Origin of the sequence: Luteimonas sp. MC1895 (assembly GCF_016457215.1) — a bacterium.
Taxonomy (GTDB): domain Bacteria; phylum Pseudomonadota; class Gammaproteobacteria; order Xanthomonadales; family Xanthomonadaceae; genus Luteimonas.
This window is the reverse complement of the sequence record NZ_JAEMDY010000002.1, coordinates 497,019-509,467: the sequence shown is the minus strand read 5'-3', so window position 1 is coordinate 509,467 and position 12,449 is coordinate 497,019. Positions and strand designations below refer to the sequence as shown.

General features: G+C 58.5%; 15 protein-coding genes. 1 reads left to right on the top strand and 14 read right to left on the bottom strand.

What is annotated here, in order from left to right; translation table 11 throughout:
* Positions 1–41: 41 nt before the first annotated feature.
* Complete coding sequence (locus tag JG616_RS07960) at positions 42–335, bottom strand: addiction module antidote protein (RefSeq protein WP_199363105.1); 294 nt, start codon at positions 333–335, stop codon at positions 42–44.
* Complete coding sequence (locus JG616_RS07955; RefSeq protein ID WP_235973017.1) at positions 232–633, bottom strand: type II toxin-antitoxin system RelE/ParE family toxin; 402 nt, start codon at positions 631–633, stop codon at positions 232–234. The genes JG616_RS07960 and JG616_RS07955 overlap by 104 nt, the downstream gene beginning before the upstream one ends.
* 224 nt (positions 634–857) lie before the next feature.
* On the opposite strand from JG616_RS07955, the gene JG616_RS07950 reads away from it, so the two are divergent.
* Positions 858–1,811, top strand: a complete 954-nt coding sequence (locus JG616_RS07950) for an IS30 family transposase (protein WP_199392230.1) — start codon at positions 858–860, stop codon at positions 1,809–1,811.
* A gap of 28 nt (positions 1,812–1,839) precedes the next feature.
* On the opposite strand, the gene JG616_RS07945 is transcribed toward JG616_RS07950, so the two are convergent.
* From JG616_RS07945 to JG616_RS07890, 12 genes are all read right to left on the bottom strand, one after another.
* Positions 1,840–2,481: a hypothetical protein gene (locus JG616_RS07945; RefSeq protein ID WP_199392229.1), complete on the bottom strand. Its 642-nt coding sequence runs from the start codon at positions 2,479–2,481 to the stop codon at positions 1,840–1,842.
* 1,579 nt (positions 2,482–4,060) lie between these two features.
* Positions 4,061–4,465 carry a hypothetical protein gene (locus tag JG616_RS07940; RefSeq protein ID WP_199392228.1) on the bottom strand — a complete coding sequence of 135 codons (405 nt, stop codon included), beginning with the start codon at positions 4,463–4,465 and terminating at the stop codon, positions 4,061–4,063.
* Positions 4,466–4,576: 111 nt separating this feature from the next.
* On the bottom strand, positions 4,577–4,993 hold the full coding sequence (locus tag JG616_RS07935; protein ID WP_199392227.1) for a PH domain-containing protein: 417 nt from the start codon (positions 4,991–4,993) through the stop codon (positions 4,577–4,579).
* Between the two features lie 415 nt (positions 4,994–5,408).
* Positions 5,409–5,672: a hypothetical protein gene (locus tag JG616_RS07930; protein ID WP_199392226.1), complete on the bottom strand. Its 264-nt coding sequence runs from the start codon at positions 5,670–5,672 to the stop codon at positions 5,409–5,411.
* Positions 5,673–5,781: 109 nt separating this feature from the next.
* A complete protein-coding gene (locus tag JG616_RS07925) occupies positions 5,782–6,054 on the bottom strand; it encodes a hypothetical protein (RefSeq protein ID WP_199392225.1) in 273 nt (90 codons plus the stop codon).
* Between the two features lie 1,537 nt (positions 6,055–7,591).
* On the bottom strand, positions 7,592–7,885 hold the full coding sequence (locus JG616_RS07920; protein WP_199363105.1) for an addiction module antidote protein: 294 nt from the start codon (positions 7,883–7,885) through the stop codon (positions 7,592–7,594).
* Positions 7,782–8,183 carry a type II toxin-antitoxin system RelE/ParE family toxin gene (locus JG616_RS07915; protein ID WP_235973017.1) on the bottom strand — a complete coding sequence of 134 codons (402 nt, stop codon included), beginning with the start codon at positions 8,181–8,183 and terminating at the stop codon, positions 7,782–7,784. Before JG616_RS07915 ends, JG616_RS07920 begins: the two co-directional genes overlap by 104 nt.
* 164 nt (positions 8,184–8,347) lie before the next feature.
* Positions 8,348–8,683, bottom strand: a complete 336-nt coding sequence (locus JG616_RS07910; protein WP_199392224.1) for a hypothetical protein — start codon at positions 8,681–8,683, stop codon at positions 8,348–8,350.
* Positions 8,684–9,778: 1,095 nt separating this feature from the next.
* Complete coding sequence (locus JG616_RS07905; protein WP_199392223.1) at positions 9,779–10,174, bottom strand: DUF1801 domain-containing protein; 396 nt, start codon at positions 10,172–10,174, stop codon at positions 9,779–9,781.
* Between the two features lie 96 nt (positions 10,175–10,270).
* The gene (locus tag JG616_RS07900) at positions 10,271–10,612 is read right to left on the bottom strand and encodes a hypothetical protein (RefSeq protein WP_199392222.1); all 342 of its coding nucleotides are present in this window, start codon (positions 10,610–10,612) and stop codon (positions 10,271–10,273) included.
* Positions 10,613–10,697: 85 nt separating this feature from the next.
* Positions 10,698–11,354, bottom strand: coding sequence for a surface-adhesin E family protein (locus tag JG616_RS07895; RefSeq protein ID WP_199392221.1), 657 nt, complete (start codon positions 11,352–11,354; stop codon positions 10,698–10,700).
* A gap of 79 nt (positions 11,355–11,433) precedes the next feature.
* A complete protein-coding gene (locus JG616_RS07890; protein ID WP_199392220.1) occupies positions 11,434–11,805 on the bottom strand; it encodes a hypothetical protein in 372 nt (123 codons plus the stop codon).
* Between the last annotated feature and the right edge of the window lie 644 nt (positions 11,806–12,449).

Sequence of the window (12,449 nt, the reverse complement as noted above, 5' to 3'; positions counted from 1 at the left end):
TGTGGTTTGCGCCCCGATGTGGTGTCGGCTTGAACGCATTGTTAGGTCGCTGCCACCGTGATCTTTAGGCCAAGCGCATGCGCGACCTTGGATACGGTAGCGAAGCTCGGGTTGCCTTGCCCCGAAAGAGCCTTGTACAAGCCCATTCGGGTCATGCCGGTTTTCTCGGCGAGCTGGGTCATGTTGCGAGCTCGGGCCACATCTCCGAGCGCAGCCACCAGCAGCGCGGGATCATCTTCTTCTGCGCATGCGTTCAAGTACGCAGCAATGTCCGCTTCCGTCTCCAGGTAATCTGCGGTGTCGTAGCGGCTGAACTTCTCTTTTACTTTGGTCATGGCTAGTCCTCCCATTGCTTGGCAATGCTCTGCGCAAGCTTGATGTCTTGGCTTTGGGTGGATTTGGTGCCGCCGCAGAGCAGCAGCACAAGTGTTTGATTACGAAGGTGTAGTAAACCCGATACCCGGGGCCGTGATCTATTTTGAGCTCGCAGATCCCACCCTTGAGCGCTCGGTGCTGCCCTGGGTTCTCCAGCGACAACCGCCGGATACGCACCTCTATGCGAGCCTTTACTTGACGGTCGCGCAAAGCGCGTAACCATGCATCGAAAGTGTCGCTCTTGAGGATCTCGACCATGGCAGGGAGAGTAAACCACGGTTGTCTATGTGTCAACCACGGTTGACTATCACCAGCGGCCTAACACCGGAGTTAAGCCGTGCCGCGAAGCGGCATCGGCTTGAACGATTTGTTAGACCGCAGAAATTGCCAAACTAAGTGCGACAAATCCAGCGCCCCGAAAAGCGAAGGTGAGCTGGCAGACTGGAAGGGACTCTGATCCGGCAAGAAAGGAGCCCCCAGCCGTGAAGTACTGCCAGCTCACCAGTGACGAACGATACCTGATCTCCCAGCTCCGCAAGGCCAAGTGCAGCGTGGCCGAGATCGCCGAGACTCTAGGCCGCCACCGCAGCACCATTTACCGCGAGATCAAGCGCAACCTGACCCCCTGTCCGAAGGGTGGGCATTACTGCCACAGGAAGGCCCAGGAACGTCGGAACGGGCGGCTGCGGCGAAGCCGCCGCGGCCAGCACCACGCGCCTTGGCAGGACGAACGGGTCGAGGCCCTGCTGATGCAGCAGTGGAGCCCCGAGCAGATCGCGGCCGTGCTGCGAAAGAACGAGTTCGCGATCAGCTTTCAATCCATCTACCGCCATGTGCGGCGCGACTGGCGAGCCGGCGGCACGCTCTATATGGAACTGCGGCGCCGTTACAAGCGGCGGAAGCGCCACTACGGTCTGGAGCGCCGCGGCCGGCTACAGGGCAAGCGCATGATCGAAGATCGACCTGCCGAGATCGAGGCTCGAGACGCGGTCGGCCACTGGGAAATCGACACGGTCATGGGCGCGTCCTGGGAGAAGCCGTGCATCGTGACCCTGGTCGAGCGTGCCACGGGATACCTCATGATCGGCAAGCTGCCCAACCGCACGACGAAGGCGCTGAATCGCCGCGTCGTCGAGATGATCAAAGCCGCGCCACTGCCCTGCGCCACGATCACGTCCGACAACGGCACCGAGTTCCATGGCTATGCCGAGATCGAAGCCGCAACCGGCACGACGATCTACTTCGCCCGGCCACACCACCCGTGGCAGCGCGGCACCAACGAGAACACCAACGGACTCATTCGCCAGTACCTCCCCAAGGGAAAGAGCATGGCGAACCTGACCCAGAAGCAGTGCGATGCGATCGCACACAAACTCAATACCAGGCCGAGGAAGCGCTATGAGTATCAGACGCCAGAACAGCGCGCTTGCGCTTGATCAGGATTGTCGCACTTGGTGGTTGAATTCACCGCGCACTAGCCGCCCCGTCCTGTAGCCGTTCTAGCTTTCTCAGCTTGTGGACCAGAAGCCTGGCCCCACTCTCATCCACGAAGTCCTCGTACATGACAGTGCTGTCTCTCAAGTGCAGCTCGAGGCGGTTTAGAACAGCCCGCAACGCCGCTAGCATCTGCTCCACGAGAGCCCTGCTTATGCCGCTCAGCGGGTCGGAGCCTCGATTGCTGAGGTAGTTGTGATCCTGATGAGCAATGCGCTTGTTGCGATGTTCGCGTGCAAACTCCGCCGAGTCCAACGCCTTGTCACAAAGGGATTGGACCTCGGCCCGTAGCACGAGATCCGTTATCAACGGAGGCAGCGACTGTATTGTGAGGTTCTTGTTCTTGCCTGTTGCCGGCGGATCTGTCATTCGCGAAACCCCGAGCAAGACACTGTCCCACAGCTCGTCCTGCACGATCTTGAAGAACAGGCCAGCGGTTCGATTAAGCAAGTGAACCGTCTCCGTGTCATCTCCGAACAGCTGACGGTACTGCTGCCAAAGGACGTGGAGCTCCACAAGCTTCCGATAGAGCTCGTAGAAGCTGGCACCTAGCTCCTCTCCCATCGAGGAGATGTATTCGGCACGTATCTCATCCATGGATCGCGTGATCATCCGGGTGCGCCCTAACGCCTGAATTAAGCCGAGCCGCGAAGCGGGTTCGGCTTGAATGAATTGTTAGGCCACAAGCCGCTAGAACTGAACTTGCGAGCCATACACAACCTCCCCGGACTTTACTTGCTCCTCCACGGCGCGCAAGCGTGATTGAACTTTGCGCCAATGCCTCAGCCAGTGGACAAGTAGCGGAAGACCAAAGAGCAACCACGAAAGGCCTGCCACCAGAACAGCGGCGTCACTCTCCAAAGGGTTCCGCCAGAGCAGAAGCATGGCGAGCAGAACGCTGAAGAGTATGCCGCCGGCACCAGCTGCAAGAACCGAACGCATACGCATGCGCGCAACGACTCGGCGAGCCTCCTTCAGGTCTTGCAACGTGATTCGATCTGAACTGTCCATGTGGCCTAACACCAGAATTAAGCCGTGCCGCGAAGCGGCATCGGCTTGAATGACTCGTTAGGCCGCCGATACCTGGCACCTGGCCCAACCCCTGAGCCGAACACTACAACAACTTGCCGCGCCTTTGCCGTGCCCGAGTGCGGAGCCGAGAGCGGCAACTCGCGCGGCGACGAACGCTCACGGCCAGCGACACGAGGCCGACTCGGGATGATCATGCTTGCGCTGAAGCCGCGCCTGTCCGAAGCCGGGGTGCTCCACGAGCGCCTGTCGATGCCTTCACCGCGCGTGCGAGGTGCAAATGCAATGAATGAGCGAGGCGCTACCGCGTGCCTGAAACCCGGCAACAACAGTGCGGGAAACAAGGCCTAACGCCCGAATTAAGCCGCGCCGCGAAGCGGCGTCGGCTTGAATGAATTGTTAGGCCGTGGCTACTCCATACCCCGCGCTTCTGCACACCAATCCTGAGAAGCCGGATCGAGCGTAAAGAACAACGTGAGAGAAGTTGAGTCTCCGCCGCTGCCCGAGCTCTGTCCAACGACTGCGACGGCGCGCCGCGCGCCTTGATTCAGGGCGTATGCGGTTTGCCGGAATGGGTTCGGGCCGGCGTGGCACAGGCGACGCATAGTGATGCCCGAGTCAGCCATCGCTCGCTCGAAGTCGAACTCGCAGCTGACGGTGTCACAGGACGGGGAGATGCTAATTTGCTCCGGGCCAAACTTAGCGAGGCCAGAAGAAGCCATGTGCAGCTCCCATTGCACAGGCTCCAAGCGCTGCCGGAGGTTCTGCAATTCTTTGCCTGCGACGCTGACCCTAGCGGTTCCACGACGGCAGGAACTAGAAGTTCCGCATCCTCTTGTTTCGACTCCGACGGATTGCCACAGAATCTCAGGAGTTGAAGCTGAAGCGCCCATGGACCACTCGGGAGCCGAGCCCGGCGAAGCCAAAAACGCAGACACAACCTTGTTGAGTGGGATGGGCTTATCAGCTGCGAAGGCAAAGGCGGGAACGAAGGCCATCAGTGCTGCGGCTACACCAAGCTTCATACTTCACACTCCTAGAAAGGTTGCTTCCACGGCCTAACACTTAAGTTAAGCCGCGCCGCAGCGGGGCGTGAAGCACATGGCAAGCTTTTTCTGCCATGTGGTTTGCGCCCCGATGAGGTGTCGGCTTGAACGCATTGTTAGGCGGCACCACGACACACCTCTGGCGGGCAGACCACCACGTGACAATTCTCGTGCGCTTCTAGCATGGGCGTCAGCACCCTATCGCTGGCGGAACAAAGTGCAACGGACATGACGCTTTTTGGGCCCAAGGCGCGGACAAGATCACGCGAGAAGAGTGCCTGGCCCATGAGGTACATGCCGAGCAGACTGTTCTTCGTTTGTACTGAGACGACGTCGCGACCCGCAACGTCGAAACGCGTGCCCGGCGGCGCGATAGCTGCAGGCTCTCCAAGCACGATAAGTCCGTCTAGCAACCTACGGCCTTGACCCGGCGCCCTCGGCACCACAAGAAACTCTTCGAGCAGTAGCCCACCGATCTGGCTCCAGTACCAGCGGGTCATCGGGGTTTCGAGTCTGCTCATGTGCCGCCTAACACCTAAGTTAAGCCGACCCGCGCAGTGGAGCGGTGCACATGGCAAGCTCTTCCTGCCATGTGGGCCGTGTAACGAAGCGGGTTCGGCTTGAACGCATTGTTAGGCCGCACCGCGACGGGCAGCCTCAATATCTCGGAGGAACTGCTCCTTGTTCCGTGGAGAAATCATGAGCGACCTTCCCGAGCCGTAGTCAATACGCAGCCGGTCCAATGAAAGCGCTGGGCTGGAGAGCGCGTTGGAACTGGGCGTAATGCTAGTGATGTCCGCTACTTTGATGTGCCACTTGAACGGGCCGCTTTGTACTCTTAGCTGACGGGGCTCCAACGTATAGCGCGTTGAAAGCAACAGCCAGATAGGCAGGCCGACGCCGATGACGGCGATGAACGCGGCCACGGGCCACGCAGCGGGGGACCCGTCAGACACGGTTACGATAGCGGCGAAAAGTGACACCGCAATCGCAACTGCGAGAATAGCAAGCAACCACGCATCAGTTTTTGATTTGTAAACGGTCGCCATAGCCTTCCTCTGCGGCCTAACGCCTAAGTTAAGCCGACCCGCGCAGTGGAGTGGACCAGGTGGCAAGCTTTACCTGCCGCCTGGGCCGCGTAACGAAGCGGGTTCGGCTTGAACGCATTGTTAGGCGGCACCTGGTTTGCTGCCGCCAGCGATGTGCCAGATTACGCCAACGCATACGCTCAGTAGACCGATACCGAACGCCACCGCAGCGGACGCCGGAGTTTGACCGGTCAAGTAGTAGACCCCAAGAGCTACGACGATACCCACAGCGGTTGGAATGATTATCCGACGCACGAGCAGTAGGTCTAGCCAGCTCCCCGCCAGGTCAAACAGATCGATCGCCATAGATTTCCCCAGTGCCGCCTAACACCTAAGTTAAGCCGTGCCGCGAAGCGGCATCGGCTTGAATGACTTGTTAGGCAGCACGCTCACGGCGCCGCCCGATGTAGATTGCAGCAACCAACAGGACAATTGAAGCAGCAAGCGTGGCGAACGACTGGTACAAGAGCCGCATGCCGACCTGACAGTAAGCCTCCGGGTGATCAAGCGAAGTGGCTCCGCAATGACCGAAGCGCAGATGGGCAGTCGCATGTGCGGAAAGAAGCCACCAAAGCCCTAGCAGCCCAAGGGCCGCACCAAAGATAAAAAGCACTGCTCGGATAGCCTTGCGCTTGCTCATGCTGCCTAACACCTAAGTTAAGCCGAGACGCGCAGTGGAGCGAAGCACATGGCAAGCTGTATCTGCCATGTGCTTTGCGTAACGAAGCGGCTTCGGCTTGAACGCATTGTTAGGCCGCGCGCCGCTCACGCCACGCAGCCACAGCCCAGCCGACGGCGGCTCCGCCAATACCGCCCCAGAGGCCCCCGAGGGTGAAACGCTCGCCTGCGAAGTACGCAACAGCCGCACCGATGGGGAAGCCCACCAACACGAACGCGGCGATGAAACGTCTGAGCGCAAGGCTTCGGTTCTCGACCTCACGCTTGCGCCGAAGCTCCGTCTGAACTTTCAGGTCCGGCTCAAGAATGGCTTGCGCGATCGCTTCGGCTTGCTGCTTTTCCATGTGCCGGGACTCCCGATTAGCGGCCTAATACCAGAGTTAAGCCGTGCCGCGAAGCGGCATCGGCTTGAACGACTCGTTAGGCCGCCGTTCCCTGGCACCTGCGCCCGGCGTGCGGCAGCCCAACCCCTGAGGCGAACAGTACAACAAGCGCCGTGCCTGGTGCTGCCGAAACGCACCATGCGCGCGGCCACGAACCCTCACCGCGCACTGCCCGAAGCCGACCCGGCAGGTCGAATCTTGCGAAGAGTCGCGCCTGTCCGAAGCCGAGGCGCTGAAGGGCTGACGGCCGATGCCCGCACCGCGCGTGCGAGGTGCAAACGCTGCGGATGAGCGAGGCGCTACGGATTGCCTGGAACCCGGCAACAACAGTGCGGGAAACAAGGCCTAACACCTAAGTTAAGCCGAGTAGCGTAGTGGAGCGAAACACATGGCAAGCTTTACCTGCCATGTGTTTTGCGTAACGAAGCGGATTCGGCTTGAACGCATTGTTAGGCATGCATGCTACGGCCCCCAGCCGTCGATGTTGCGAACTACGCCAAAACGACAGCATTCTGGGGCGCTCTTTGGCCGACTACCGGTACCATCTGGCTTGAACACCTCAAAGTCGCCAGTCACTCCAACTAGCCGCGGCTCTGGCAGCTCGCCTTGCCTGGTCTCCAGGAACGTCACGATATCGGGAATAGCCGGGCCCTCGAGCACCACGACTGACTGGGTGGCCGTCGCTTCTACAGCATCTTGGGTGAGGTAGAGCCATACCACTGGCCTGTCCGAGTGGTCACGACCTATAACTCCCCAACCACGCACCGAAATACGGCGCCCATCGTAGGTTCGCGGGTTGGCGAGCAGTTGTGTGCCAGTCGTTGCACAGGAGTGATCATCTGCACGGTTTCCAACGAAGACGCAAGCGCCTGCAGGCGCCCAGCCGCGTTCGAGTGGGGGCGCAGTCTCAGCGCCGCCACAGGCAGCAAGCATCAGGAGTAACAATGTGCCGACGAAACGAATAAGCATGCCTAACACCAGAATTAAGCCGCGTCGCGAAGCGACGTCGGCTTGAATGACTCGTTAGGCCGCACAGCCGCAGCCTGACGCTCTCGTAACAGCTTGCCTGACACCAACAGATTCTTTGCTGGAACGACCAAGCCTGACTCGAATGGGGTAAAAAGCACCGTCATTATGATCATCGGAACAAGGCCGATCGTCTTGGCAGTTGGGTCAATCGCTCGGCAAGTTCGATGTACCGCTGCTGCGTAGGTGATGACAGGGGGAACTGTGATGAGCGCCAGGAAGATTGAGCTGGCGACTACCGCTCTGGACGAGTGCGCCAATGCAGTGATGATCATGGCAGCGAACCACGCCACATGAACCAAATAGCTTTGTAGCAGCCGCCGCCTCTGCTTGATCAGTTTGGGGATCAGAGATGCGTCCATTGCGGCCTAACACCCAAGTTAAGCCGCGCCGCAGCGGGGCGTGAAGCACATGGCAAGCTGTACCTGCCGTGTGGTTTGCGCCCCGATGTGGTGTCGGCTTGAACGCATTGTTAGGTCGCTGCCACCGTGATCTTTAGGCCAAGCGCATGCGCGACCTTGGATACGGTAGCGAAGCTCGGGTTGCCTTGCCCCGAAAGAGCCTTGTACAAGCCCATTCGGGTCATGCCGGTTTTCTCGGCGAGCTGGGTCATGTTGCGAGCTCGGGCCACATCTCCGAGCGCAGCCACCAGCAGCGCGGGATCATCTTCTTCTGCGCATGCGTTCAAGTACGCAGCAATGTCCGCTTCCGTCTCCAGGTAATCTGCGGTGTCGTAGCGGCTGAACTTCTCTTTTACTTTGGTCATGGCTAGTCCTCCCATTGCTTGGCAATGCTCTGCGCAAGCTTGATGTCTTGGCTTTGGGTGGATTTGGTGCCGCCGCAGAGCAGCAGCACAAGTGTTTGATTACGAAGGTGTAGTAAACCCGATACCCGGGGCCGTGATCTATTTTGAGCTCGCAGATCCCACCCTTGAGCGCTCGGTGCTGCCCTGGGTTCTCCAGCGACAACCGCCGGATACGCACCTCTATGCGAGCCTTTACTTGACGGTCGCGCAAAGCGCGTAACCATGCATCGAAAGTGTCGCTCTTGAGGATCTCGACCATGGCAGGGAGAGTAAACCACGGTTGTCTATGTGTCAACCACGGTTGACTATCACCAGCGGCCTAACCCCTAAGTTAAGCCGACCCGCGCAGTGAAGCGAACCACATGGCAAGCTCTTCCTGCCATGTGGGGCGCGTAACGAAGCGGGTTCGGCTTGAACGCATTGTTAGGCCCCACCGGTAGAACCCACGAGTACCAGTACAAGATAGCTGAGAAGCCCAAGTGGCAGGCAAACGCGGATACGGCGCACGAAACGTGCAGCCACGGGAGCATTAAGTTGGCGAGCCCTTGAACCGAGGGCAATCTTCACTACCTCGGCTCCGACGTTCGGATTGGCGACTCGAGGAAAGCCGGTATAGAAGAAGTCCAATGCTCCACGAACATTGACCCATTCTGGCTTCTCGGCAGCGATGACTCCATGCAGCCGAAACATCGCATGCAAGTAAACGAATGTGCACAGGAATGCGATGACTGCTGCAATGGAGATCACGAGCTGCGCCATGTGGGGCCTAACGCCTGAATTAAGCCGCGCCGCGAAGCGGTGTCGGCTTGAATGAATTGTTAGGCCTACAGCGACTCATTGAAACTAGCCGAGCAGAACGGACAGCATTTTGCTTGGCGACCGAAACGACGCAGCGGACCAAAATGTGCAGCAAGTGCAGCCAAAGAGCCTGCGCACCTCGGGCAACGGAACGAGAAGCATAGCGCCAAGAGAAGCCCCGCCTGGATTGCGAGAAGGCCGACGGCAACCAGAAGGGCATATGGCGCTGCGGAAACGTCAAGCCAGATAAGTCCTACAGAAACGAGCCCGAGAACAATGATGGGCCAACCGTAGCGGTTTGCCTTTATCTGCAAGTGGTCGTCAATTGTCATGGAGGCCTAACACCAAAGTTAAGCCGGGGCGCAGCGGGGCGTGAAGCACATGGCAAGCTGTACCTGCCATGTGGTTTGCGCACCGATGCGGCCTCGGCTTGAACGCATTGTTAGGCACGCGTCTCGAGCAGGATGCCCAAGAAGACCGAGATGAATCCCGCGAGGAGCAAGCTGACCAAAGCCAAGCATAAGCCAGCAAGAAACCGAGCCCAACTACTCCGGAATTTCCGATCTATAACGACGGCAGCACTTCTCCCAAGTGGGAGCGCGATCGCACCGCCGACCAAGCCGCCTATAAGACCCAGTCCAATCACGAATCCGTAGGCAACGAAGGCCGTGACTAACCCCGTTAAAAGCTGCACATATCGGACAGAACGCGCGACACTGATTTCAGACGCCGTAAAGGCGGCTACTCTTTCAATGTTTTCTGCAGAGTAATCAAGTCCACGCCTCTTAAGTTCGGACTCCGCAACTGGGAGCGCATCGTCGGTGAACAGTGAAACGCCCCAGCGCCGCAATAGCTCTTCATCGCTGAGCGCGCCAATCGTTGTCCGCAATGTTTCCGATGAGACTTGCATATGAGCCCCCCCAAAGCGCCTAACACCTAAGTTAAGCCGACCCGCGCAGTGGAGTGGACCAGGTGGCAAGCTTTACCTGCCGCCTGGGCCGCGTAACGAAGCGGGTTCGGCTTGAACGCATTGTTAGGCCGCGGCCCACAACGCACCTACACATGCTTAATCCACTCCCGCACAATTGCAACCAGCGGGCCGCTCTTCTGCACCAAGTCTTCCCGACCGGTGATACCGATCGATGCGCGGTCGGGCCCAAGCCACTTAAGCAGCATGTGCGGATCCGCGATAGCGTCTCGCGGAACCGTCCGCTTGGATCTGGCTCCAAGGTGAAGGATGAGCTGCAGAGAGTTCTTAGCCCGCAGATGCATCGTGGCAAAGTGCTCAGACGTTTTGAAGCTCGGTGCGTTCCACTTGACCTCCTCGGTGATCTTCGGATCAGCCTTGAGCAGGACTTTTCTAAGTGCAACAACTTCTTGCTTGAGCGGGTGATCGAGCGCAGCAAGGAAGGACTGCACAGTAGCAGCTGGCTTGCGGCTCTTCTCTGCCATCTCCGTGCACCTCCCCTAGCGGCCTAACACTTGAATTAAGCCGCGCCACGAAGTGGCGTCGGCTTGAATGAATGGTTAGGTGCCCAGCGCACGCAGCTAGCCTACGAACTGCTTGGTGAGGAAAGCAACTAGTAGCGCGGCGACGATGCCGAACACCCACTTGAGCAGGGAAGAAACATGCTTGCCAGCCTTGCCAGTGAGAGATGCAGCACGAGCTCGCTCCTCCAGCACGCCAAGGTACTCACGGCCGGCAACAGTGATACGAGGATCAACGAAAGCCGAGCCGCTCAGGCTAGAAGCATCAATCGCCTCAAGGTGACCGGACTCGACGAGGTCTCGGACAGCCTCAGCGGGTACGGGTGAATTTGCGTCGACGTTGGCCGGCAAAGTGCCGGCAGCAGCCTGTCGCAGAATCAGCAAGTGCGGGTCAGTGTCCATGGGCGCCTAACGCTTGAATTAAGCCGCGCCGCGAAGCGGCGTCGGCTTGAATGAATTGTTAGGGCGCGCACTCATGATGTTGGCGTCACTGATCTATGTACTGACGATAACAAACGTACGGAATGCTGGCCTGTACTACTCGACCTGTTGAATCAGTCTCAACAGAGCCGGAGCAACTGTATGTTTTTCCGTCAATTGTCCAATCAAAATCAGCGTAGAACTCCGTCGGCGACTCCTTTGTTACATCTCCAACGGAAGAGACTACCGCCCCACCAATACTTATGTCCTTCTGCAGGGCATTGAGGACGTCTCGTTTGAAATCTGAAACTTGGCTGCCTGTCTGACCCGCACCGTGGCTCTGAGGCTCTGGATAAGAACACGCCGTCTCTATGATGTAGGCGTAGTTGGATTCGCTCGGCATCCTATGCCAGCCATCAGCGCTAAGGTTGGTCTTTGTTCTTAACGCGCCACTGCTACTGAACAGAAGAATTTCATTGAACTTGACGGCCCCAGACTCGCAGTTGAATTCGTTGAATGAAAGCGTGTAGTCGCCTTTGGGGTGTTCTCCATCACGGAGTTGAACGAGCTTTACCCAAGCTTGTCTCTCGGTGTGCTGAGCATTGCTGTACTTGATTGACTCTGCATCAATCAGAACGGCCTTGTCCGTTGTTCTTTCAATCTCAACCCAATCGGCAGATATTGCTGAAATTGGCAAGAGTGCCAGCAACGTGAGTGCCTTCATCCAGTCCCCCTGTTGTTTGGTAGCGCCCTAACACCTGAATTAAGCCGCGCCGCGAAGCGGCGTCGGCTTGAATGAACTGTTAGGCGGCGCACCAGAGTGTAATGCCGCCGATGACAAACAGTACCAACCACGACAGGTGCTTGCCCCTGGTAAGAAGCAGCGGCAGGACCCCGGACGCAACGAAGGTTAGCCCGATGATCTGGAGCATGCCCGACACTGTGAGGTCGCCGCGACCCGCGTGCACCAAGAGCGCAGCAAAGCCGAGCCACGCGACTGTGGTGATATGCCAGGCAAAGCGCAACGTTTGGGTCGTGAACTCCGAGCTGCCGAATAGCTTTGGCAGATCACTGCGACGAAACAGGCGAGTGAGGATGTACCGCTCCCCGAGGAACGAATGGGCCGCGCCCGAAGCCACGGCGAGAACTGCTGCGAAGTAGAGAAGTCCTTCCATAGCCGCCTAACAGTTGAATTAAGCCGCGCCACGAAGTGGCGTCGGCTTGAATGAATGGTTAGCCCACGGCTAGTTCAACTAGCCGCCGGCTCTTCTCAAGGATCTCTCGCCTACAGGACCCTTCGATGAGACCAAACTGTTCATGATCGCGCTGCTCATGTGACAGGGCCGATAGAGCTGTTAGCGCCCATCCCGATTGCTCTCCTCGATGCTCACAGTCATGTCGTGAGCAATTCCGAAGACGACGGAGAGAACTGCACCGAGCAGGCTCGTGATCCGCACCAAGTCAGGAGCCCAAGAACTGTTGGGCAACGAATAGACACCAAAGAAGACACCCCCCAACAGGTACGCGCTCAGGCCTAGCGGAGTGTGTCGCACCCATCCGCGCCCCCACACTGTTCCCAATCTACGAAGTGCGCGGTCAAGAGGCGATGCGAAGAACGTCGTCCCGGCCAGCGCCAAAGTGCAGAGGACAATTAGTAGCAGAGGATGGTCGCTTCGCTCGATTGGGATGTCTGGCATGGGGGCTAACGCCAGAATTAAGCCGTGTCGCGAAGCGGCATCGGCTTGAATGATTTGTTAGCTGCCGCCCGCGATACCGACGGCGCCCAGCAGCTTTCTCAATGTGGCGGACGAGTAGCGTA